Here is a 21,858-nt window from a genome sequence, read left to right on the forward strand (position 1 = left end):
CGAGGGCAGAGGAATTGCTTCTCTGTAGCCCTACTCCGCCGCCACCCCGGCCCGAGAGAACATATCCTCGCCGCCTTCGGTTTCGTCGCCTGCGCCGTCGTTCGCGCGCATTTTCTTGCGGCTGTCGAAGCTGTCCCACACTTCGTTCCAGTTGCCGCGCGTGGCGCCCTTGGAATATTCGGTGGCGCGGGTCTCGAAGAAGTTGGCGTGCTCCACGCCGTTGAGCAGCGGGGTGAGCCAGGGGAGCGGGTGCTCCTCGATCATGTAGACCGGCTTGAAGCCGAGCTGGCCCAGGCGCCAGTCCGCGATGTAGCGGATGTAGCGCTTGATCTCGTTGGCGGTCATGCCCGGCACCGGCCCCTGCTCGAAGGCGAGATCGATGAAGGCGTCCTCCAGCCGCACGGTCTTCTGGCAGCAGTCGATGATGTCTTCCTTCACCGCCCGGGTGAGGCAGTCGCGCTCCTTCACGAATTCGTGGAACAGGCGCACGATGCCTTCGCAGTGCAGGGTCTCGTCGCGCACGGACCAGGTGACGATCTGCCCCATGCCCTTCATCTTGTTGAAGCGCGGGAAGTTCATCAGCATGGCAAAGCTTGCGAAGAGCTGCATGCCCTCGGTGAAGCCGCCGAACATGGCGAGGGTGCGGGCGATGTCCTCGTCGCTGTCCACGCCGAACTGCTGCATATAGTCATGCTTGGCACGCATCTCGTCATATTCGAGGAACATCGAATATTCGCTCTCGGGCATGCCGATGGTGTCGAGCAGGTGCGAATAGGCCGCGATGTGGATCGTCTCCATGTTGCTGAACGCGGTCAGCATCATCTTGATCTCGGTCGGCTTGAACACGCGGCCATATTTGTCGTGGTAGCAATCCTGCACTTCCACGTCCGCCTGGGTGAAGAAGCGGAAGATCTGCGTGAGCAGGTTGCGCTCATGGTCGGAGAGCTTCTGCGCCCAGTCCCGGCAGTCCTCGCCCAGAGGCACTTCCTCGGGCATCCAGTGCACCTGCTGCTGGCGCTTCCAGAAGTCATAGGCCCAGGGATATTCGAAGGGCTTGTAGACCTTGGAGGCTTGAAGAAGAGACATGGGATTACTCCGGAACGGCAGAAGAAGCGTGGATGGACGAGGGCCGGGCGGGGGCGGCGAGGACCGGTCCGGCGGTACGAAAGGAATATGGGCGGATCTGGTGCCCGGGGGAAGAGCGGACGAGCGCCGCGCGGCCGGGAAAAGCGCGCGCCTGCATGCCTTGCCGCCCGCGCGACCGGCGGCGCATATCGCTGCCCGGACAGGACAAGGACGGCATTGATGAAGGACTCCCCGCTGGACGTTGCAACACCAGATCAAGGGGTATGCTACGCCGATTCACCACAATGTCTAGCGTCGAGATGGGAGTTGCCCACAGCAAAATTTCTTCCCCGCGGGCTTGACTTTCCCGCAGGCGGGCGCGGTCCGCGCGTCAGCCCTGGATGCGCTCCAGCCCCCAGGCGAAGATGGCGAGGATGAGCGCGAAGGAGAGCGCCATCGTCCCGGCGATGCGCTTGAGATAGACGGCCTGCATGCTGCGCGCGGGGCGGGCGAGCAGGATGCCTCCCGCGAGCGCGGAGACGGCCGCCACGCCGGCCATCACGAGGGGCGGCGTTATTTCCAGAACAGTTCCTTCCGGTTGCGCGCGCGCCGCTGGCGGTACATCTGGAGATACATCCACATGCCCGATCCCGCGAAGAACAGCAGGGCGAAGCCGGCGAGAAGCGAGATGATCACGCCCACGGGGCCGAAGAACTCGCCCGAGTGGAGATGATGAAACAGGCCGACGAGCTGGCGCGCGGAACTTGGTGCTGGTGGCGTGGTCGGAGCCGTCGCGGGCGCCGTCGCTGCGCCTGCGGCCGGAGCGGCGCTCGCGGGCGCGCCGCGCGGCGGCCCTTCGCTCTGCGCCTGCTCGAAGAAGCTGCCGCGCGCATACATTGCCGCGAAATGGCTGCCCAGCCCGGTAAGGGCAATGAACAGCATGAAGATGCCGATGAAAACCGTGATCCAGCGATGCCACTTGCGCATGTTGTGTTCCTTGCGAGGACGGGGACGTGGCAGCGGAATTCAGCGCGATCGCCAGCGATCGACGTAGACGGTGACGGTCTTGGATTTCCGCGCGCCCACGCCGAACACGACGATGCCGAGGAAATAGCCGAAGTCGTACCAGCCGCCCGTGTTCGGCACGGCATAGATGGCGACGTCCGGGAAGATCAGCGAAAGCAGCCAGGCGACCGGAAAGATGAAGCCATGCCACAGCCCGAGCAGGAAGCCCGGCGTATCCGGCGCGGTGGAGACGGCCTGCGCGCTCTGGCGCGCGCACGCAGCCAGCGCCAGCAGCGCGGAAGCGGCAAGAGCGAGGCGGGGCCATGCGATCACGAGGGCAGACGGTAGCGAAGGCCCCGATGGCTGGCAACTCAGGGTTTCCCCGCATTGCGGCGCGGGGCGGCGCGTGGGCCTGGCTCCGGCAGGACGTTAGAGAGTCGCGCCGTGCTGCGCGCCTTTCCGGGAACCGCGGGCCGGGCCCGGGGGTTGTCCCCACGTCAGTGGGAGACAATCATCATGCATGAGGGACTGCGGATCGAGCCCGGCTCGGACGTCATCGATGCGAACGGGCAGCGCGTGGGCACGGTGCTGTCCGTGGAAGGCGGGATCATGCGCATGGCCTTTCACGACGCCGGGGTCTCGCCCAGCCTGCCGATCCGGGTGAACGGCATTGCGCGTGTCGATGCGGATGGCGTTCATCTCGCCGGGCCGGTGTCGCAGGACCTCGGGGGCGAGGGGGACGAGGACGGGAGCGGCATCGATCTCAACCCAGCCGCCCTGAACGCCCTTCACCGGGGACAGGCGCGCTCGGCGCCCTGAGGCGCCGCTCCTGAACGGGAGGCCATTGTCCTGCCTGACCCGGGCGGTCGCGCCCGCGAGCTCCATCGGATGACGCGTCCGAAGGGACGGCCGGTGCAGCCCTTGCGTCCGGCCGCATCGATCCTATCTCCTGTTTACCGGGTTCATCTCCCACAAGGGAGGAGAGAAACTGCGAGGCGACGGACTCCCACACGCCGCCTTCCGGTTGAAATGGTCCGGCCTTCCATCCCCCCGGAAGGCCGGACTTTTCTTTTCAGGCTCTTGCGGGCTGTCCGCGACCGCTCACCCCTGCGTCACTGGCAGGCGAGGCACTCGTCATAATCGGTGTTCGGCAGCTCGATCTTCTTGAGCTCGGCGGTGTTGTCCGCCTCGACCCCGCCCGCAAAGCCGGCGCGCTGGATCGACTTGGAGCGCAGATAATAAAGCGACTTCACGCCCAGCTCCCAGGCCCGGTAATGGAGCATGAGCAGATCCCATTTCTCCACATCGGCGGGGATGAAGAGATTGAGCGACTGGGCCTGATCGATGAACGGGGCGCGGTCGGCGGCCAGTTCGAGCAGCCAGCGCTGGTCGATCTCGAAGCTGGTCTTGTAGGCGTCCTTCTCGTCCTGCGTCAGGAAGTCCAGATGCTGGACCGAGCCGCCCTTCTCCAGGATCGAATTCCACACATTGGTCGAATCCTTGCTCTTGGCCTGGAGGATATTCTCCAGATACGGGTTCTTGACGATGAAGCTGCCGGACAGCGTCTTGTGCGTATAGATGTTCGCCGGGATCGGCTCGATGCAGGCCGACGTGCCGCCGCAGATGATGCTGATCGAGGCGGTCGGCGCGATCGCCATCTTGCAGGAGAAGCGCTCCATCACGCCCTGGTCGGCGGCGTCCGGGCAGGGGCCGCGCTCATGGGCGAGCAGCATCGATGCCTCGTTGGCCTTGGCGTTGATATGCTTGAAGATGCGCAGGTTCCAGCTCTTGGCCATCGCGCTTTCGAAGGGGATGCCGCGCGCCTGCAGGAAGCTGTGGAAGCCCATGACGCCCAGGCCCACCGAGCGCTCGCGGCTGGCGGAATATTTGGCCCGCGCCATCTCGTCCGGCGCGCGGTCGATATAGTCCTGCAGCACATTGTCGAGGAAGCGCATCACGTCCTCGATGAAGCTCTTGTCCCCCTGCCACTCGTCCCAGGTTTCCAGGTTGAGCGAGGAGAGGCAGCACACGGCGGTGCGATCGTTGCCGAACTGGTCCTTGCCGGTCGGCAGCGTGATTTCCGAGCAGAGGTTGGACGTCGAGACCTTGAGCCCCAGGTCGCGGTGGTGCTTGGGCATCGTGCGATTCACCGTGTCCGAGAACACGATATAGGGCTCGCCGGTCGCAAGCCGCGTCTCGACCAGCTTCTGGAAGAGCGAGCGGGCATCGACCTTGCCGCGCACGCTGCCGTCCTTGGGGGACCTGAGCGCGAACTCGCTGCCGTCCCGCACCGCTTCCATGAACTCGTCGGTGACGAGCACGCCATGGTGGAGGTTCAGCGCCTTGCGGTTGAAGTCGCCCGAGGGCTTGCGGATCTCGAGGAACTCCTCGATCTCCGGGTGGGAAATGTCGAGATAGCAGGCCGCCGAGCCGCGCCGCAGCGAGCCCTGCGAGATGGCGAGCGTGAGCGAATCCATCACCCGCACGAAGGGGATGATGCCGCTGGTCTTGCCGTTGAGGCCGACCGGCTCGCCGATGCCGCGCACGCTGCCCCAATAAGTGCCGATGCCGCCGCCGCGCGAGGCGAGCCAGACATTCTCGTTCCAGGTGTTGACGATGCCTTCCAGGCTGTCGTCCACCGAGTTCAGATAGCAGCTGATCGGCAGGCCGCGCCCGGTGCCGCCGTTGGAGAGCACGGGCGTCGCGGGCATGAACCACAGCCGCGAGATATAATCATAAAGCCGCTGGGCATGCGGCTGATCGTCCGCATAAGCGGCGGCCACACGGGCAAACAGGTCCTGGTAGGATTCGCCGGGCAGCAGATAGCGGTCCCGCAGCGTCTCCTTGCCGAATTCGGTCAGCAGCGCGTCGCGGCTGGCGTCCGTGGCGATGTCGAAGCGGCGCGCATCGACGCTGTTCGAGGCCGCGGCCTTGCGCGTCTCCCGCGCCTTGGGCTCGGGACGCGCGCTTTCGGTCGCCGGCTCGGCGACAACCAATTCCGCTGCTGAACCTTCTGCCTGCAAATCGCGAAACTCCATGCTCAAGACCCCCAATATTTTCTCTACATTCGCTTCGATCAAGGGGCCGCGGCGCGGATGCGCGCGGCGGCGGGAAAACGCGCTGCAGTGCCGACTTCAGCCTGCCTGCAGCCACAATCTGTTGCGTGAACCCCTGTTCCTGACCACCATCGATTGTGCCACAGCGGCACGGCGATGCAAGGCGTAAACGTTCCGGTCATGATTCATTTCGTCGATGAAATGACTCGTCTCATGGACGGCGGGGCGGGCCGGCAGGGCGCGACGCGCGGCCAGTCCTCGCCTGCCGGAAATGCAAGGGAGAAAGCGCTGGCGAAAAAATAATCCTGTGGACAGCGGGAAGGGGCTCGCCGCGCCGCCTTCCCTCCGATCCGCCGTCCGCGTCGCCGCCGATTCCCGCTTCCGGGCCTGCAAGGCGCTTTCCCTCGCCACGCAACTCCCTTACTGGCAATGCCCGGCCGCCATGCTTATGATTGGCGCCGTTTCGCACGATTTCCGAAGGGGCCTCCATTGAGCCAGAACCTCATCCTGATCGTCGTCGCACTGCTGGTCGCGGTGCTGGTCATCTGGCTGCTGCGATCGCGCTCCAGCCAGGCGGGGCATCATGTCGACAGCTCGGCGACCGCCGTCGGCGCGGCGAGCGAGACCGCCCGGAACGTGGCGGAAGAGGTCGCCCAGACCGTCGAGGATTCGCTGGAGGCGGACGTCGTCGCGAGCGGCGCCCGGCCGGACGACGCGTCCGCGGTGGCGAGCAATGCCGCGGCGATCATGGCCAGCGGCGGCGCGGCGGCCGGCGCCATGTCCTTCACCGAGATCGGCGTGCCCGCCGACAGCAGTGCGCCGGACGATCTTCGGCAGCTCAAGGGCGTGGGCCCCAAGCTCGCCAGCCTGCTGACCAGCCTCGGCATCACTCACTTTGATCAGATCGCGGCGTGGAGCGATGCGGACATCGTGGCCGTGGACAGCCAGCTCGGCACGTTCAAGGGGCGGATCACGCGTGACAACTGGGTGGAGCAGGCCCGCTTCCTCGCCGCCGGGGATGTCGCCGGCTTCGAGGCGAAGTTCGGCAAGCTGGACAGGCCGGGCAACAACTGACGGATCGATCGTTCCGGACCATGGCCCATCGCACCGATAGCGGGTCGCGGCGCGACACCCCGTCCGCCGCACCCGAGAAGCTGCCGCTCGGGCAGATCATCCTGCTCGCCGCGCTGACGGCAGTACTCCCCGCGTCGATCGATGGTCTCTCGCCTGCCCTGCCGGCGATTGCCGCCGCGCTCGATACCCGGGCCGCGCATGTGCCCGCGGCGATCAGCGCCTTCGTCATCAGCTTCGCCATTGCCCAGCTGCTGGGCGGCATGCTGGCCGATGCGCTGGGCCGTCGCCCGGTCGTGCTCGCCGGCCTTGCCATTTATGTGCTGGCCAGCGTCCTCGCCCTGTTCGCGACCAGCTTTCCCTTGCTGCTTGCGGCCCGCGCGCTGCAGGGGCTGGGCGCCGCCGCCGCCGTCCTCCTGGCGCGGACGATCGTGCGCGATCAGCTCCCGCGTGAGGCGGCGGGGCGGGCGCTGGCGCAGATCGGCATCTTCTTCTCCTGCACGCCCATCATCGCGCCGCTCATCAGCGGCGTGCTGGTGAGCGTGGGCGGATGGCGCGCGCCGCTGCTGGCCATGGCTGTGCTGGGCGTCGTCATCGGCGCCGCCAGCCTGCTGCGCCTTCCCGAGACGCTGGCGCGCGACAAGCGCCTGCCGTTTGATGGCCCGGGGCTGCTCGGCTCCTTCGCGCGCCTGTCCCGCTCGCCCGCGCTGCTGGCTTATGTGCTGGCCAATGCCTTCGCCTATAGTGGCATACTGCTTTTCTCGGCCGCTGCGCCGCAGGTCATGATCGATCATATGGGGCTTGGCGCGCTCGATTATGCGCTGCTGTTCGCGCTCTCGACCATGGGCTTCATGGCGGGCAATGCGGCGTCCTTCCGGCTCGTGCGGCGGCAGGGCGTCGATGGCACGCTGCGCATTGGCGTGCCTTTCCAGCTCGCCGGCCCCATCGCCATGCTCGTGGCGACGCAGCTGTGGCCCAATGCGTGGGCAGCGCTGATCGTCCCGCAGATTCTCTACACCTTCGGCTGGGGCATCGTGCAGCCGCAGGCGCAGGCCGGTGCGCTCTCCACGCATCCTGAGAGCATCGGCCAGGCTTCCGCGCTGCTCGGCTTCGTGCAGCTCGCCATCGCGGCGATCATCGTGGCGGTCTTCTCGCGCCTCACTGGCGGCACTTCGCTCGCCCTGGCCCTCGGCATGGCCTTCTGCGGCGCCGGAGCGCTGCTGTGCGGCTGGCTGCTGGTCGGGCGGCGCTAGGGGGACAGCCGCGCCCAGGCTTCAGCCCTGCTCCTGTCAGGCCACGCGTTCGCGCTGCGGGAGCGGGGCGGGCTGGTCCGCTTCGGCCTGCGCGGCCGCCCGGCTGACCGGGTCCTCATAAGCGAGCTGGAGCACGCCCCAGTGGCGGCCCGCCACATGGATGGACGCGATCACCTGCTTGAGCAGCATGACGCCGCCCGTGGCGACCGGCCGGCGATAGGCCTTGAGGCAGAAGGGCTGCGTCATCTGGCATTGGTCGCGCGTGTCGGAGAAATTGAAGATCTGGCCGGCGCGCGAATATTCGAGGTTCCAGTCGATCTGGCCGGAACGCTGGGGCAGCGACCGCTCCGGCATGGCGACGGCGCCGAAGGCATTGCGGTCGGTGCAGCTCATGCCGAAGAAGCCCGGCAGGCTGCGGGCCTTCTCCTGCCACGGGCGCGCCGCGCGGGTGATGATCGGCTGGGCGGGATGCGCGTAGAGCGGCGGATCGCTCCCCGGCACCGGCTCATAATGGTCGCTGAGCATGGCCTCGGGCGTGATCTCGCCGGCCGCGAGCGCGGCTTCCAGGCCCAGCACGATGCCCGCCGCCGCTTCCAGGCCGAACTGGATATAGGGCGAATCGGGCAGGTCGACGCCGCTTTCCGCCAGATACTGGAGCAGCAGGTTCGTGTCGTCACTGACCGAGGTCACGCGCGTGGAGAGCCGCTGCAGGCCGATCGCATTGTCGATCGAGGCGTCGGCAAGGTCGCTCAGCCCGCCCCGGATCTCGCCGATCGCGCCCAGGATGGAATGGACATTGCCCGAGACCGCCTCGCTGTTGTCGGACAGGCCGAGGATGAGGTCGCGCAGCCGGTCGACGAGCGCGCCGATCTCGCCGGACGCGCGATGCGCGTCATTGGCCTTCTCGCTGCCCGCCACGATGCGCGAGAGCATGGCCTCGGCCTCGCTGGTCAGCTCGCGGATGGAGCCTTCGATCTGCTGCGTGGCGAGCGCTGTTTCCTGCGCGAGCTTCTTGACCTCGCTGGCGACGACCGCGAAGCCCCGGCCGGCATCGCCCGCGCGCGCGGCCTCGATGGCGGCATTGAGCGCGAGGAGATTGGTTTGCCGGGCAATGGTGCTGATGATCTTGCTGGTATGGCCGACGCTGGAGAGCGCGTCGTTGAAGCTGCCCAGGCCGTGATGGATGCGGGAGACCTGCTCGATGAGTTCGAGCACATTCTGGGACGCGGAGCTGAGCTGCTGGCTGGAATCGTCCACCACGGCGCGCGCGGTGTCGGCCTGGGCGCGGGCGGCATCGACCTTCTTCTCCACCTGGTCGCTCGATTGGGCGAGGCCGATCGCGGCTTCCTCCAGGGATTCGAGCATCGCGGCCTGATCGGTCACGCGGTCGGCGAGTTCGGCGATGTCGGCCTGCAGGTCGAGCGTCCGGAGGCCGAGGTCTCCGACATTCTCGACGGTGCGGATGATCGTGGTTTCCAGTTTGCTCGTCTGCGCCACGCTGCTGTGTCTGCCTGTTAGTCCCTGCCCCGGTTTCGCTAGATGAAAGCGGTTAACAGGCCCTTGTCCTTCCGCTTGCATAATATGCATCATGAGGCGGCGGGGCGGGTGCTGGCCAGCGCCGCGTCAGAACGACATGGCCGGCTTCGCGTCGGCCGGAAAGGGAGCGGATGACGATCGAGATGGAGACCGTGGCGGAGGGGCTCGAGTTTCCGGAAGGGCCCATCGCCTGCGCGGACGGATCGGTGCTGCTGGTGGAGATCGCGCGGCAGACCCTGACCCGCGTGCGGCCGGACGGCACGGTGGAGATCGTCGCGCATCTGGGCGGGGGGCCCAATGGCGCCGCCATCGGCCCGGACGGCGCCGTCTATGTCGTCAACAATGGCGGCGCGCTCGAATTCCCGGAAGGGTGGAAGGAGGCCGGCAAGCTCGGCCTGCCCGCGCATTATGAGGGCGGCTATGTCCAGCGGGTCGATCTCGCGACCGGCGCTGTCACGCGGCTCTACGACAATTGCGACGGCAAGCCGCTCAATGCGCCCAACGACATCGTGTTCGATGCCGCCGGCGGCATGTGGTTCACCTGCTTCGGCTTCTCGGACGGGGAGACGCGGCGGCTGGGCGGGGTCTATTATGCCAGGCCGGACGGCTCGGCGATCACGCGCTGGCGCTCCGAGCAGATCTCGCCCAACGGCATCGGCCTCTCGCCGGACGGCCGGATGCTCTACTGGGCGGATTCCATGCTCCAGCGGCTCTGGTCGCTGGATATTCTGGAGCCCGGCGTGGTCGCGCCGGAAGCGGGCCATGACAGCGGCGCGATCCTCACCAACCTGCCCGGCATGCAGTGGTTCGACAGCCTGGCCGTCGAGGCGGGCGGCAAGGTCGCGGTCGCGACCCTGTTCAATGGCGGCATCACGCTGGTCGATCCGGCCGACGGCAGCGTGGCGCATATCCCCGTGCCCGATCCCATCGCCACCAACATCTGCTTCGGCGGCGCGGACATGCGCACGGCCTGGATCACCGGATCGGCGACGGGCAAGCTCTTCCGCTGCCGCTGGCCCCGGCCGGGCCTGCGCCTCAATTTTCAGGCGGTCTGACCGGCCGGCGCGGCGCCGGCGCGCCGGGAAAGGCAATGAGCGCGGGGAGCAGGGCGAAGATCACTTGCCCGGCAAGGCCGATCCAGCCCGGCGTGCGCAGGAGGTCGGCCGCCCATGCGGCAGGATCGCGCCCTTCGAGCAGCAGCGCCAGCCCCGCGTCCGCCGCCATCAGCAGCACGAAGGCGATCGCCCCCATGCCGAGCGCCGCCGGCACGCCCATGCCGCGCTGGCGCACGATCCGCCGCGCCACATAGCCGCTCGCGGCCAGCATGAGCGGCAGCTCGATCAGCACCGCACTCGTCGCATCGGTCGCGGGCGAAAGCCAGATCGCCCGCATCGTCCCCAGCAGGAAGCCCAGGACGAAGATCACGCCGAAATAATTGAACGCCGGAAGGATCATGCGCCCCTTCTAAGCAGCGCAGGCAAAACCGGACAACCGCCGTGCGCGATCCATGCCGAAAAAAGGGACAGGACGGGACACGATGAAAACGAGAGGTCATCTCGTCCTCCCATCGTCATTCCCGCGCACGCGGGAATCCAGCTTAGCGACGTTGCGATGAAGCGCTGCCGCAGCCTCGGTTTCGCGCCGCGAGGGTGACTGGATTCCCGCGTGCGCGGGAATGACGGGAAATGGGAGTGTTATTTCTGCTCCCACAACAATTCAGCCTTTCAGGACACCACAACATTGCGGACGTTACCGCTGGCCATTCTCTTACGGAAGACGATGCGCTTTCCTTCCCGGACGAAGCGCGTCCCCGCTCAGTGCCACGCCCCCACGAGCGCCAGCACGACCCCGGTGACGACCAGCGCCAGCCCTGCCACTTCGCTGCGCCGGAGCGGCTCGCGCAGGTAGAAATGGGCGAAGCTCAGCGTGAAGAGCACTTCCACTTGCCCCACGATCCGCACCAGCGCCACCGGGGCGCTGGCGAAGCCGGTGAACCAGCAGGCCGAGCCGAGCGAGGAGAGCAGGCCGACCTGTCCGGAGATGCGCCAGCTGGTGAACACCGCGCGCACCTGCAGGGGCTCGCGCCAGATCAGCCAGGCGCCCTGCATCAGCGTCTGCAGGGTCACGGTCACGGCCAGCACGATCAGCGCGGCGGAAATGGTGTCGGTGGTCGGCACTTCCATCGTCGCGCGCCGCACGCCCACGGCGGTGAAGGCGAAGAACAGGCCGGAGGCGATGCCGTAGCGCGCCGCCGGATGGCCGAGCGCGCGCAGGAAGTCCGCGGCGCTCATCCGCCGTCCGCCGGTGGAGAGGATCATCACGCCCGCCACGCCCGCGCCGATGCCCGCCCAGGCCAGCAGGCCGAGCCGTTCGCCGAGCAGGGCCCAGGAGAGCAGGGCGCCCTGCGCCGCTTCCGTCTTGGAATAAGCGGTGCCGACGACGAAATTATGCTCGCGAAAGGCCATCAGCAGCAGGTTGGTGGCGATGATCTGGGCCAGCCCCGCCGCCGCGCTGAACATCAGCAGGCGCCCGCCCGGCATGGGCAGGGCACCGCCATGGACGATCGCGTGATAGCCCAGCGCCAGCAGCAGCGCGAAGGGCAGGCCGTAAAGATAGCGCACGAGCCCGGCGGCGTTGACGGAGAGGCTTTGCCCCACCCGTCGCTGGACGGCCGTGCGCCAGGCCTGCAGCGCGGCGGCGGCGAGCGTGGCGGGCAGCCAGATGAACGAATGGATCAGAAGACGCTCCGCAAGGAGAGGGGAGGAGGGCGCGCACGAATGGCGGCCCGGCGGGATTAATGCGATGCGCTCTCCTATCCGGCGGCGCGGGGGAATCAATGGCTGGCGCGCAGTCCGCGCTTGCCCCGCCCGGGCGATCCGTCGCACAGAGGGACGATGATCGCTCATCTTCGCTGGGTCCTGCCCCTGCTCTGCTGCGCCGGTGCCGCCACCGCCGCCATGGCTTCCACCGCCGCCGCCCCGCCACCCGCAGACGCCGCGCGCGTCTGGGCGGCCTTCGATCGCGCGGGTATCCGCGCTTCCGATGCGTCCGGCCTCGCCGATCGCAGGACCGGCCGGTCCGTCACGGCGGATGACGCGGCGCGCATCGCGTCGGTCTCCAAGCTGGCGGTCGCGCTCGGCGTCATGCGCCTTGTCGAGGCGGGCCGGCTCGATCTCGATGAGGATGTTTCCGTGCGGCTCGGCTGGCCGCTGCGCCATCCCGGCTTCCCGGACCAGCCGGTGACGCTGCGGGCGCTCCTCTCGCACACCGCCGGCATTCGCGACGGGATCGATTATGCCTTGCCGCTCGACGCGGATCTGGAAAGCGAGATGCGCCGCCCGGAAGCCTGGGACGCCGCTCACGGCCCCGCGGCGGGCTTCTACACATACAGCAATCTCAATTTCCCGGTCATCGCGGCGGTCATGGAAGCGGCGACGGGCAAGCGCTTCGATGTGTTGATGAAGGAGGAAGTCTTCGCGCCGCTCGGCATTGACGCCTGTTTCAACTGGACGACCTGCAGCGACGATGCGGTCGCGCGCGGCGTCGTGCTCTATGATGGCGAGGGGCAGGCGCTGCGGGACGACAATGGCGGCGTCCGCCCCGCCTGCGGCGCGATTCCGGCGCGGGACGGCTCCTGCGACGTCGCGACGTATCGGCTCGGCCGGCAAGGCGCCTTCTTCTCCCCGCAGGGCGGCATGCGCATTTCTGTGAAGGGCCTCGCGCGGATCGGCCAGCTGCTGCTCGGCGCGGTTCCGGAGTATCTGCCCGCCGCGCGGATCGCCGAGATGATGCAGCCCCAGTGGCGCTATGATGGCCGCAACGGGGACATCGAGAATGGCTATCCCTGCGCCCTCGGCCTCGGCGTCATGATCCTCGCCTTGCCGGACCAGCTGGCCGTCTGCCGCGACGATCCCTTCGGCGATGGCCGCACGCGCATCGGCCATAGCGGCGAGGCCTATGGCCTGCGCTCGGGCCTGTGGGTCGATCCGCAGGGCGGGGAAGGCGTCTCCTTCTTCGTCACCGCGCTGCCCGCCGACACGCCCCGGGGGCGCACGGCCTTCACGCTGGCCGAGGAGGACATGATCGCCCGCGCCCGGCGCTGAGGCGGTTGCTCAGCCCGGCGCGGCGCGCCTCATGCCTTCTCCAGCAGCCCTTCCTTGGCGATCTTCTCGCGCCAGACGAGCGGGGCGAGCTGGTGGACATTGTTGCCTTCGCTGTCCACGGCCACGGTCACGGGGAAGTCCTTCACCTCGAATTCGTAGATCGCTTCCATGCCGAGATCGGCGAAGCCCACGACCTTGCTGCCCTTGATGGCCCGCGCCACCAGATAGGCTGCGCCGCCCACGGCCATCAGATAAGCGCTCTGCGCGTCCTTGATCGCGGCGGTTGCCGCCGGGCCGCGCTCGGCCTTGCCCACGCAGGCGAGCAGGCCCTGATCGAGCATCATGCGCATGAAGCTGTCCATGCGGGTTGCGGTGGTGGGGCCGGCGGGGCCGACCACTTCCTCGCCGACCGGATCGACCGGGCCGACATAATAAATGACACGCCCCCGGAAATCGACCGGCAGTTCCTCGCCCTTCGCCAGCATGTCCTGGATGCGCTTGTGCGCGGCATCGCGCCCGGTGAGCATCTTGCCGCTCAGCAGGATGCGGTCGCCCTGCTTCCAGCTGCGCACCATTTCCGGCGTCAGCGTGTCGAGGTCGACGCGGATCGCCGCGCTGTCCGGGGCCCAGTCGACCTTGGGCCACTCGTCGAGCTTCGGCGCTTCCAGATAGGCGGGGCCCGAGCCATCGAGGCTGAAATGCGCATGGCGGGTCGCCGCGCAATTGGGGATCATCGCGACCGGCTTGGAGGCGGCGTGGCACGGCGCGTCGAGGATCTTCACGTCGAGGATGGTGGCAAGGCCGCCCAGCCCCTGCGCGCCGATGCCGAGCGCATTGACCTTGTCGAAGATCTCGATGCGCAGCGCCTCGAGATCATTCTGCGGCCCGCGCTCCTTGAGCAGGCTCATGTCGATCTGCTCCATCAGCGCCTTCTTGGCGAGCAGCACGGCATGCTCCGCCGTGCCGCCGATGCCGATGCCGAGCATGCCCGGCGGGCACCAGCCGGCGCCCATCTGCGGGATCATCTCCAGCACCCAGTCGACGATATTGTCGCTGGGGTTCATCATCTTGAACTTGGACTTGTTCTCGGAGCCGCCGCCCTTGGCCGCCACGTCCACATGCACATGATGCCCCGGCACCATCTCGACATGCAGCACGCAGGGCGTATTGTCCTTCGTGTTGCGGCGCGTGAAGGCGGGGTCGGCGAGCACGGAGGCGCGCAGCTTGTTCCGGGGGTTGAGATAGGCGCGGCGCACGCCCTCGTCGACGATCTCCTGCAGCGACTTGCTGGTGTCGTCGAGGCGGCAATCCATGCCCCATTTCACGAACACGTTGACGATGCCGGTGTCCTGGCAGATCGGCCGGTGGCCTTCCGCGCACATGCGGCTGTTGGTCAGGATCTGCGCGATCGCGTCCTTCGCGGCCGGGCCTTGCTCGGCCTCATAGGCCGCGCCGAGTGCCCGGATATAGTCCATCGGGTGGTAATAGCTGATATACTGAAGCGCGTCGGCGACGCTTTCGATGAGATCGGCGGTCTTGATGGTCACGGTCATGGCGCTTGGCGGGCTCCCGGCAGGACGGCGGAACAGGGCGGACGGGCGGGCTATACGCCATTGCCCGGAGGTGACAAGATGCCGGAACGCTTGCGTTCCATCTGTATTGCTGCGATAACACACGTGGACGGCCCGGCGCCTGCCCCGTCCGTCGCGAAGGCATCAGGAGAGCGGAACGCCATGGGACGTGTTATCGGCACCATCATCGTCGGGTTCATCGTGGGCGTGCTTGCGCGGTTCTTCTATCCCGGGCCCGTGCCCATGGGCTTTGTCGGCAGCGTGCTGCTCGGCATCTGCGGGTCGCTGGTCGGCGGGTTCGTGCCGCGCCTGTTCAGCGGCAACCGCTCGACGGCGCCATTCGAGCCGGCCGGGATGGTGGGCTCGGTACTGGGCGCCATTCTCGTGATCTTCCTGGTGCGCGCGCTGTCCTGATCGCGCGTTTCCGGTCGGGGTGCGTGCGCTTCAGCGGCGCATCGCCTTGCTGAAGAGCGGCAGCCGCGCCAGGTCCTCGCGGTCGAGGTCGAGATGGAACTGCCCGGCGAGGCAGCGGTGATAATCGTCCGGCCCGGCAAGCACGGCCTCGTGCAGCACGCCGCCGCGATGCACCTTGAGCGCCTGTTCGGTCAGGGATGCAAAGCCGTCCGGCAAGGCGATGCTCACCACATGCAGCGTCGTGAAGCGCGTCGCCGGGCGCGTGGCGGTCCAGTGATTGCACTGGTCGAGATCGGCCTGCACGACGGGCAGCAGATCGAAGCCATATTGCGCCTGCCAGTCCGCCTGCGGGCCGGCGCGCCCGTCGGTCGCACCCGCGTCGCCGGCGCGTTCCAGCAGCCATTCCCCGCCGGGATCGCCGGCCTCGCCGATCCTGCGCAGCCGGTGCGCCGCGCCGTCGCCGGTCCGCACGGATGCGCCGTCGCGCAGCGGCAGCGGCGGCACATAGCTGCCGCCGAAGCCCGCATCCGCGATCCAGGGAGCGCCGTCGATCTGCGCGAGCAGCAGCACATGCGTGCGCGGCGGCGTCTCGTCCGGCGCCACGCCCAGCCGCACCCGCGCCAGCAGCGGCCGGTTGGGGATGCCGAGCATCGCCAGCATGTCGCTGAACAGGCGGTTATGCTCGAAGCAATAGCCGCCGCGCCGCCGCGTCACCAGCTTGCCGAACACCGCGTCGCTGTCGATTGCCGGCGGCCGGCCGAGCCGGACATCGAGATTCTCGAAGGGGATGCGTTCGCGATGCGCCGCCTGCAGCGTGGCGAGGCCTTCCGCGCTGGCCGGGGGCGCGTGCTCGAGGCCGAGGCGGTCGAGATAGAGGGAGAGACGATCGGGACTGGTCATGGTCCGGCCAGTGGCACGATTGTCGCCCGGGCTCAATCGATGCTCACCGGGCGCGATCAATCGTCGCCGCCCGGCCCGACGCAATAGAAGCAGAGCTTGTTGCCATCCAGGTCACGCACATAAGCGGCATAGAAGGCCTGGCTGCCGTCGGCGCCGCGCACGCCTGGCATGCCCTCGTCCGATCCGCCCAGTTCCAGCGCCTTGGCGTGAAGCGTGCGGACCTTGGCGCGGGTCCGCTGGCCGAGCGCGATCATCACGCCGTTGCCCGGCGTGGCGCGGCTGCCGTCATAGGGCTTGGCGACGCCGAAGATCGGCTTGCTCCAGTTCACGCCCCAGGCGGCGATCTGCGGCAGCTCGAGCAGGCGCGTGATGCCGACGCTCCCGAAGAGCGCATCATAGAAGGCCATGGCCCTCTGCAGGTCATTGGTTCCAACCGTTGTGTAGCCGATCATGGATCAAGCTCCGGTCCGGCCGTTGCGAGGCGCGCGACTCGTTTTATCACCGACGATATAGGATATAGCGTTTCCGGGTGGGGCGGACCAGCGATGCTTGGCTGGCCGCTGCCCCGAAATGAACCTGGCGGCGCAGGCGCCCGGGCCCCGTTCAGCTCTCGTCCTCGGTGCCGCGGCAGACGCCCACGCGCTTGGCATTGACGGACATCTTCATGGACATCGCACCCATCGGCGAATTGCCCTCGGCCCGGGAGCTCATGTCCATGCGATAGGTGTCGGCGGAATAGTCGCCCTTCATGGTCATGGCCATCTTGCCCTCGGCGCCCCGGTCGCAGGTCATGCTTGCGTCGATCTTGCCGCCGGACAGCGAGAATTTGTCATATTTGCAGCTCTTGTCGTCCATATCGCCGGTGAAGAAGGCCTTCTGCTGCTTGACGTCTTCCTCGGTGACGCAGCTGACGAAATTGTTGGTGCGGCTGAGCTGGGCCCGCATCTGTTCCTTGGCCTCGGGCGGCATGTTGGGCACATCGATCTCGTGAATGGTCATCGCGCCTTCCCACCGGCCGGGCTGCACCATGATCGTGTCGCCGGCCCCGGATGCCGCCAGCTTCTCCTGCACTTCGGCCTGTGTCGCGTTGGTGGCCGTCACGCTGGGGCCGCTGTCGCAGGCAGCGAGGGGCAGGATCAGAGCAGTGACGATCGGGGCAAGACGCATCTGGATTATCCTCTCATGCTGGGAACGGCGCGACCGGCGCCCCTTCGGGGTCTGCAGGCGAGATGCCGCCTTCGATCCGGCGGGGCAAGGCCTTTCGCTTCCGGGGAGCGAAAGGGGCAGTGTGAGGAAAACGACTCCGGTGGGCTCCGCTCCCCGGAAGGGCCTGTCATCCGATACACAGCCCGGAAATGCGACGAGCCGAGCCAATAGTTCCCGGGCCAGCGGCAAGGCGTTGCTAAATCGGGTTAATTTTCTGTTACCTAATGGGATCGATTGGGCTGCAGGGGCGTATAAGGGCCGGGGCGAGGCATCTTTGCGCGTGCACGACGCGTCTGGGTGTCCGGCCTCGTGGGAAAACCATGGGAGAAAAATACATGAAACCCTATCTCTTGGCGGGGGCGCTTGCCGCGCTCGTGGCAACGACTCCTGCTGCGCAGGCGGCTGTGTTCAACGTGGGAAGCGACAACTTCTTCCTGACCAGTGGCGATCCGTTCAGCCCGTCGATCACGGCGGTGTTCTTCAACGGCTTCGAAACGACGACGGAGTTCGACGACACCTTCCAGTTCACCATTCCCCAGAATGGCGTTGGCAGCGGGTCGATCTCGACGAGCTTCTCGAGCAACCTCAACATGCTCGTCATCGATGAGCTGTGGATCAACGATGTGCTCTACAACGTTCCCTCGACCGGCAGCGGCCAGTCGGTGACCGTGGGCAACATTCCGATCTTCGACGGCGTGCTCAACTCGATCCGCGTTGTCGGCCGCACCTTCGGTTCGGGCAGCTATTCGGGCACGGCGACCTTCTCGGTCAGCCCGATTCCGGAGCCCGCTTCCTGGGCGCTCATGATCGGCGGCTTCGCGCTGGTCGGCTCGGCGATGCGTCGCCGCGCGGTGAAGGTTTCCTTCTCCTGAAATTGAGGCTTGAGCCGCCGGCGGAGCGCCGGCGGCTCAACCCCTTGGGCAGGCAGGCGAATCGCCGCCTTTTCCCTTCCGGCAGCGCGCCGTTTCCCCCATTTTACGAACGATCCCAAGGCTGATCTCAAAGCGGACACAGTTCGTCGCGCGCGTACCCCATAGTAAATAGAAAATTTACTTCTCTGCTGCTTAGTGATCGCACTGCACGACGCGGGCGTTCTGCAAGCGCACATCAAGATAGCGCGATCAGGGATGTCCCGAACGGGTAGAGCCGGTGATTTTCGGCCACTGCTCGAGTGGTGGCCGGCACATGCCATAGTCGGGAGAACGGGGGCTTCGTTCACCTCAACGATCTGACTGCAAAGCAGCTGCTTTGCAGAACGACGCCGCGTGTCGACCGACTTGGCCAGAGACAACCCACTGTCAAAGGTCGCTACGCAATGACGCTCATGCTTTTGGATCAAAGGGAGAAGGTTGGCCCTCCCTTCAGCCGCTTCCGGGACCTCGATGAGACCCAGACGCTTTATTCAGCGGATGTGACGACGGCCACGCCTGGACAGCCGTCCAGCCGGCTCGACGTCCGGCTGGCCACCAGCGATGCGGATCGCGCGGCGGCCCGCGAGCTCATCAATCATCGCTATGAGTGGCGGGGCTATGGCAACAGCCATGTCCTTCCCGCGCGCCGGACCCATTCCACCTTCATCGCGGCGCTCGACGACGAGATCGTCGGCACCGTCACGCTGGCGGTCGATTCCCCCGCCGGCCTCGCCGCGGACACGATCTTCCGCGATGAGATCAACAGCTATCGCCGGGTTCCGGGCGCCAGCGTTTGCGAACTGACCAAGCTGGCATTCGATGCGGAGATCCCCTCGCGCAAGCTGCTCGCCTCGCTGTTCCACATCGTCTTCATCTACGGGCGGCGTCAGCATCGCTGCACGGACCTCTTCATCGAGGTGAACCCCCGGCACCGGCGCTATTATGAAGCGATGCTGGGCTTCAAGCCTATCGGCGAGCTGCGTACCAATCCCGGCGTCAATGCGCCCGCGCAGCTGATGTGGCTGCGGGTGGCCGACATCGCCGCGCGGATCAGCGAATTCAGCGGCCAGGGCGAGGCAGCGAACAGCCGTTCGCTTTATCCCTTCTTCCTCAGCCGGTCGGACGTGCGCAATGTCCACGCCACGCTCAGCCGCGGCTTGCGCCGGAGCCCGATGCCACCGCCGGGCCTGATGGCTGGCGGCGCGGCCGGCATGGAAAATTTCGCCTGATCCCGGCTGCATGAGCTGATCCCGGGGAGCGACTCAGGCGGCTCCAGAGTCGCTCCCGGGCCATCTCTTTCATTCCCCGGCCTGTGGGCGTGGGAGGGCACCCGGGCCGATTGATGTTGAAACGGCCCAGTCGCCGGCGGGTTCCCGAGGCCGGAATGCAGGGTTCCGCGACCGGCCGGGGCCGCCTTGCCCCACATTTGTTCTTCTCCGCATTGCCGCCGGGCGGTCCGCTCGCCATATTGCCGCCATGGCGATCCAGATCCGCACCACGCTCGATGAACCCCAGACCGGCGACGCCTTCGTGCCGCACCGGCCCGCGAGGCCCGAAAAGGCCGAGGGCGGCCGCAAGTTCCGGCTTGTCTCCGACTATGAGCCGGCGGGCGACCAGCCCACCGCGATCGCCGAGCTGGTGGAAGGCGCGATGGCAGGCGAGAAGGATCAGGTGCTGCTTGGCGTCACCGGCTCGGGCAAGACCTTCACCATGGCCAAGGTGATCGAGGCCGTGCAGCGCCCCGCGCTGGTGCTCGCGCCCAACAAGATCCTCGCCGCGCAGCTCTATGGTGAGTTCAAGAGCTTCTTTCCGGACAATGCCGTCGAGTATTTCGTCAGCTACTACGATTATTACCAGCCAGAGGCCTATGTGCCGCGCTCCGACACCTATATCGAGAAGGAGTCGAGCGTGAACGAGGCGATCGACCGGATGCGCCACTCGGCCACCCGCGCCCTGCTGGAGCGGGACGATGTACTCATCGTCGCCTCGGTCTCCTGCCTGTACGGCATCGGCTCGGTCGAGACCTATTCGGCGATGACCTTCTCCCTCAAGAAGGGGCAGGTCGCCGACCAGCGCGAGATCGTCCGCAAGCTCGTCGCCTTGCAGTACAAGCGCAACGATGCTGCCTTCGCGCGCGGCAATTTCCGCGTGCGCGGCGACAATCTGGAAATCTTTCCCAGCCATTATGAGGACAATGCCTGGCGGATCAGCTTCTTCGGCGATGAGATCGAGGAGATTGTCGAGTTCGATCCGCTGACCGGCAAGAAGGCCGCGAGCCTCGATTACATCAAGGTCTTCCCGAACAGCCACCATGTCACGCCCGGCCCCACGCTCAAGCAGGCGATGGAAGCGATCCGCCATGAGCTGACCGAGCGGCTCAAGGAGCTGGTCGAGGAAGGCAAGCTGCTGGAGGCCCAGCGGCTGGAGCAGCGCACCAATTTCGACTTGGAGATGATCGCCGCGACGGGCAGTTGCGCGGGCATCGAGAATTATTCCCGCTTTCTCACCGGCCGCCTGCCGGGCGAGCCGCCGCCGACCCTGTTCGAATATCTGCCGGAGAACGCGGTCCTGTTCGTGGACGAGAGCCACCAGACCGTGCCGCAGATCGGCGCGATGGCGCGGGGCGACCATCGCCGCAAGGTGACGCTCGCCGAATATGGCTTCCGCCTGCCCAGCTGCATCGACAACCGGCCACTGCGCTTCAACGAATGGGATGCGATGCGCCCGCAGACGGTGAGCGTCTCGGCGACGCCCGGCCCGTGGGAAATGGAGCAGACCGGCGGCACTTTTTCCGAGCAGGTCATCCGCCCGACCGGCCTCATCGATCCGCCGGTGGAGATCAAGCCGGTCGAGGACCAGGTCGACGATCTCATCAACGAGGCGCGGATCACGGCCGCGAAGGGCTATCGCACGCTCGTCACCACGCTCACCAAGCGCATGGCAGAGGATCTCACCGAATTCATGCACGAGGCGGGCCTGAAGGTGCGCTACATGCACAGCGACGTCGAGACGCTGGAGCGCATCGAGCTGATCCGCGACCTGCGGCTGGGCGTCTATGACGTGCTGGTCGGCATCAACCTGCTGCGCGAGGGGCTGGACATCCCGGAATGCGGCCTTGTCGGCATTCTCGATGCGGACAAGGAAGGGTTCCTGCGCTCCGAGACCAGCCTCATCCAGACCATCGGCCGCGCCGCGCGCAATGTCGACGGGCGCGTCATCCTCTATGCCGATCGCATCACCGGCTCCATGGAGCGTGCGCTCAACGAGACGGGCCGGCGCCGCGAGAAGCAGATGGCCTATAATCTCGAGCACGGCATCACGCCGGAGAGCGTGAAGAAGCAGATCGGCGACATCATCGCGCATGTCTCGAGCAAGGATCAGGTGACGGTCGAGACCGGGCTGGAGGATGCGCCGCACCTCGTTGGCCACAATCTGCGCGCCTATATCGAGGAACTGGAGAAGAAGATGCGCGCCGCCGCCGCTGACCTCGAATTCGAGGAAGCCGGCCGCCTGCGCGACGAGATCCGCAAGCTGGAAGCCGAGGAACTGGGCCTGCCCGCCGATCAGCAGGTCACCGCCGGCGCCGGCCGCTATCAGGGCCGCGCGACCGAGGGCAAGCCGGGGACGCGCAAGATGCGCTACGGCAAGACGCAGCGGAAGATGGGGCGCTAGGCGGCGCGGAGGTGCCGCTGGCTTGGCGTAACGGCGTCATCCGGGGTTTTCGTCCAGGAGCAGCCTGTCGGGGTGCGAAGCCAAGTCCGTTGTGG

Annotated in this window: 21 protein-coding genes; 9 read left to right on the plus strand and 12 right to left on the minus strand. The window is 66.9% G+C overall.

The window, feature by feature from the left end; translation table 11 throughout:
* Positions 1-30: 30 nt before the first annotated feature.
* The 4 genes from HNP60_RS02165 to HNP60_RS02180 form a co-directional block, all read right to left on the minus strand.
* Entirely contained in the window at positions 31-1,086 is a 1,056-nt protein-coding gene (locus tag HNP60_RS02165) for a ribonucleotide-diphosphate reductase subunit beta (protein ID WP_184149659.1), read from the minus strand.
* A gap of 370 nt (positions 1,087-1,456) precedes the next feature.
* Complete coding sequence (locus tag HNP60_RS02170; protein WP_014074798.1) at positions 1,457-1,624, minus strand: hypothetical protein; 168 nt, start codon at positions 1,622-1,624, stop codon at positions 1,457-1,459.
* 14 nt (positions 1,625-1,638) lie between these two features.
* Entirely contained in the window at positions 1,639-2,091 is a 453-nt protein-coding gene (locus tag HNP60_RS02175) for a PepSY domain-containing protein (RefSeq protein ID WP_338056748.1), read from the minus strand.
* Positions 2,092-2,403 (minus strand): hypothetical protein, encoded by a 312-nt coding sequence (locus tag HNP60_RS02180; protein ID WP_014074800.1) that lies wholly within the window; start codon positions 2,401-2,403, stop codon positions 2,092-2,094.
* Positions 2,404-2,586: 183 nt separating this feature from the next.
* Between HNP60_RS02180 and HNP60_RS02185 the strand changes: the two genes are divergently transcribed.
* Positions 2,587-2,889, plus strand: a complete 303-nt coding sequence (locus HNP60_RS02185; protein WP_184149668.1) for a DUF2171 domain-containing protein — start codon at positions 2,587-2,589, stop codon at positions 2,887-2,889.
* Between the two features lie 293 nt (positions 2,890-3,182).
* Here HNP60_RS02185 and HNP60_RS02190 read toward each other — a convergent pair whose 3' ends face one another.
* On the minus strand, positions 3,183-5,108 hold the full coding sequence (locus HNP60_RS02190; protein WP_184149671.1) for a ribonucleoside-diphosphate reductase subunit alpha: 1,926 nt from the start codon (positions 5,106-5,108) through the stop codon (positions 3,183-3,185).
* A 507-nt stretch (positions 5,109-5,615) separates the two neighbouring features.
* On the opposite strand from HNP60_RS02190, the gene HNP60_RS02195 reads away from it, so the two are divergent.
* Together HNP60_RS02195 and HNP60_RS02200 are read left to right on the plus strand one after the other, a co-directional pair.
* The gene (locus tag HNP60_RS02195) at positions 5,616-6,200 is read left to right on the plus strand and encodes a hypothetical protein (protein WP_184149674.1); all 585 of its coding nucleotides are present in this window, start codon (positions 5,616-5,618) and stop codon (positions 6,198-6,200) included.
* A 20-nt stretch (positions 6,201-6,220) separates the two neighbouring features.
* On the plus strand, positions 6,221-7,450 hold the full coding sequence (locus tag HNP60_RS02200; protein ID WP_184149677.1) for a multidrug effflux MFS transporter: 1,230 nt from the start codon (positions 6,221-6,223) through the stop codon (positions 7,448-7,450).
* A 36-nt stretch (positions 7,451-7,486) separates the two neighbouring features.
* Here HNP60_RS02200 and HNP60_RS02205 read toward each other — a convergent pair whose 3' ends face one another.
* Positions 7,487-8,947, minus strand: coding sequence for a methyl-accepting chemotaxis protein (locus HNP60_RS02205; RefSeq protein WP_184149680.1), 1,461 nt, complete (start codon positions 8,945-8,947; stop codon positions 7,487-7,489).
* Positions 8,948-9,117: 170 nt separating this feature from the next.
* On the opposite strand from HNP60_RS02205, the gene HNP60_RS02210 reads away from it, so the two are divergent.
* On the plus strand, positions 9,118-10,041 hold the full coding sequence (locus tag HNP60_RS02210; protein WP_184149683.1) for an SMP-30/gluconolactonase/LRE family protein: 924 nt from the start codon (positions 9,118-9,120) through the stop codon (positions 10,039-10,041).
* Here HNP60_RS02210 and HNP60_RS02215 read toward each other — a convergent pair.
* Both HNP60_RS02215 and HNP60_RS02220 read right to left on the minus strand, forming a co-directional pair.
* On the minus strand, positions 10,022-10,441 hold the full coding sequence (locus tag HNP60_RS02215) for a hypothetical protein (protein ID WP_184051181.1): 420 nt from the start codon (positions 10,439-10,441) through the stop codon (positions 10,022-10,024). The two genes, HNP60_RS02210 and HNP60_RS02215, sit on opposite strands and share 20 nt — an antisense overlap.
* A gap of 359 nt (positions 10,442-10,800) precedes the next feature.
* On the minus strand, positions 10,801-11,724 hold the full coding sequence (locus tag HNP60_RS02220; protein WP_184156830.1) for a DMT family transporter: 924 nt from the start codon (positions 11,722-11,724) through the stop codon (positions 10,801-10,803).
* A 156-nt stretch (positions 11,725-11,880) separates the two neighbouring features.
* On the opposite strand from HNP60_RS02220, the gene HNP60_RS02225 reads away from it, so the two are divergent.
* A complete protein-coding gene (locus HNP60_RS02225) occupies positions 11,881-13,089 on the plus strand; it encodes a serine hydrolase domain-containing protein (RefSeq protein WP_184149686.1) in 1,209 nt (402 codons plus the stop codon).
* A gap of 29 nt (positions 13,090-13,118) precedes the next feature.
* Here the strand turns inward: HNP60_RS02225 and HNP60_RS02230 are convergent, their stop codons facing one another.
* Positions 13,119-14,642, minus strand: coding sequence for a fumarate hydratase (locus HNP60_RS02230; RefSeq protein ID WP_184149689.1), 1,524 nt, complete (start codon positions 14,640-14,642; stop codon positions 13,119-13,121).
* A 180-nt stretch (positions 14,643-14,822) separates the two neighbouring features.
* On the opposite strand from HNP60_RS02230, the gene HNP60_RS02235 reads away from it, so the two are divergent.
* Positions 14,823-15,074, plus strand: a complete 252-nt coding sequence (locus HNP60_RS02235) for a GlsB/YeaQ/YmgE family stress response membrane protein (protein ID WP_014074813.1) — start codon at positions 14,823-14,825, stop codon at positions 15,072-15,074.
* Positions 15,075-15,104: 30 nt separating this feature from the next.
* Here the strand turns inward: HNP60_RS02235 and HNP60_RS02240 are convergent, their stop codons facing one another.
* From HNP60_RS02240 to HNP60_RS02250, 3 genes are all read right to left on the minus strand, one after another.
* Complete coding sequence (locus tag HNP60_RS02240; protein ID WP_184149692.1) at positions 15,105-15,974, minus strand: arylamine N-acetyltransferase family protein; 870 nt, start codon at positions 15,972-15,974, stop codon at positions 15,105-15,107.
* A gap of 56 nt (positions 15,975-16,030) precedes the next feature.
* Positions 16,031-16,426, minus strand: coding sequence for a VOC family protein (locus HNP60_RS02245; protein ID WP_014074815.1), 396 nt, complete (start codon positions 16,424-16,426; stop codon positions 16,031-16,033).
* Positions 16,427-16,577: 151 nt separating this feature from the next.
* Positions 16,578-17,141, minus strand: a complete 564-nt coding sequence (locus HNP60_RS02250) for a DUF3617 domain-containing protein (RefSeq protein WP_184149695.1) — start codon at positions 17,139-17,141, stop codon at positions 16,578-16,580.
* Between the two features lie 374 nt (positions 17,142-17,515).
* Between HNP60_RS02250 and HNP60_RS02255 the strand changes: the two genes are divergently transcribed.
* From HNP60_RS02255 to uvrB, 3 genes are all read left to right on the plus strand, one after another.
* Positions 17,516-18,052, plus strand: coding sequence for an FxDxF family PEP-CTERM protein (locus HNP60_RS02255; protein WP_158512662.1), 537 nt, complete (start codon positions 17,516-17,518; stop codon positions 18,050-18,052).
* A gap of 539 nt (positions 18,053-18,591) precedes the next feature.
* The gene (locus HNP60_RS02260) at positions 18,592-19,320 is read left to right on the plus strand and encodes an N-acyl amino acid synthase FeeM domain-containing protein (RefSeq protein WP_184149698.1); all 729 of its coding nucleotides are present in this window, start codon (positions 18,592-18,594) and stop codon (positions 19,318-19,320) included.
* 247 nt (positions 19,321-19,567) lie between these two features.
* Positions 19,568-21,763 carry an excinuclease ABC subunit UvrB gene (gene uvrB, locus HNP60_RS02265; RefSeq protein WP_184149701.1) on the plus strand — a complete coding sequence of 732 codons (2,196 nt, stop codon included), beginning with the start codon at positions 19,568-19,570 and terminating at the stop codon, positions 21,761-21,763.
* The last annotated feature ends 95 nt before the right edge of the window (positions 21,764-21,858 follow it).

It is taken from the genome of Sphingobium lignivorans, assembly GCF_014203955.1.
GTDB lineage: Bacteria > Pseudomonadota > Alphaproteobacteria > Sphingomonadales > Sphingomonadaceae > Sphingobium > Sphingobium lignivorans.

Coding starts and splice junctions, on each gene's coding strand:
- HNP60_RS02165 (WP_184149659.1), bottom strand. CDS start 1,086: ATGTCTCTTCTTCAAGCCTCCAAGGTCTACAAGCCCTTCGAATATCCC.
- HNP60_RS02170 (WP_014074798.1), bottom strand. CDS start 1,624: ATGGCCGGCGTGGCGGCCGTCTCCGCGCTCGCGGGAGGCATCCTGCTC.
- HNP60_RS02185 (WP_184149668.1), top strand. CDS start 2,587: ATGCATGAGGGACTGCGGATCGAGCCCGGCTCGGACGTCATCGATGCG.
- HNP60_RS02190 (WP_184149671.1), bottom strand. CDS start 5,108: ATGGAGTTTCGCGATTTGCAGGCAGAAGGTTCAGCAGCGGAATTGGTT.
- HNP60_RS02200 (WP_184149677.1), top strand. CDS start 6,221: ATGGCCCATCGCACCGATAGCGGGTCGCGGCGCGACACCCCGTCCGCC.
- HNP60_RS02210 (WP_184149683.1), top strand. CDS start 9,118: ATGACGATCGAGATGGAGACCGTGGCGGAGGGGCTCGAGTTTCCGGAA.
- HNP60_RS02215 (WP_184051181.1), bottom strand. CDS start 10,441: ATGATCCTTCCGGCGTTCAATTATTTCGGCGTGATCTTCGTCCTGGGC.
- HNP60_RS02225 (WP_184149686.1), top strand. CDS start 11,881: ATGATCGCTCATCTTCGCTGGGTCCTGCCCCTGCTCTGCTGCGCCGGT.
- HNP60_RS02230 (WP_184149689.1), bottom strand. CDS start 14,642: ATGACCGTGACCATCAAGACCGCCGATCTCATCGAAAGCGTCGCCGAC.
- HNP60_RS02235 (WP_014074813.1), top strand. CDS start 14,823: ATGGGACGTGTTATCGGCACCATCATCGTCGGGTTCATCGTGGGCGTG.
- HNP60_RS02240 (WP_184149692.1), bottom strand. CDS start 15,974: ATGACCAGTCCCGATCGTCTCTCCCTCTATCTCGACCGCCTCGGCCTC.
- HNP60_RS02245 (WP_014074815.1), bottom strand. CDS start 16,426: ATGATCGGCTACACAACGGTTGGAACCAATGACCTGCAGAGGGCCATG.
- HNP60_RS02250 (WP_184149695.1), bottom strand. CDS start 17,141: ATGCGTCTTGCCCCGATCGTCACTGCTCTGATCCTGCCCCTCGCTGCC.
- HNP60_RS02255 (WP_158512662.1), top strand. CDS start 17,516: ATGAAACCCTATCTCTTGGCGGGGGCGCTTGCCGCGCTCGTGGCAACG.
- uvrB (WP_184149701.1), top strand. CDS start 19,568: ATGGCGATCCAGATCCGCACCACGCTCGATGAACCCCAGACCGGCGAC.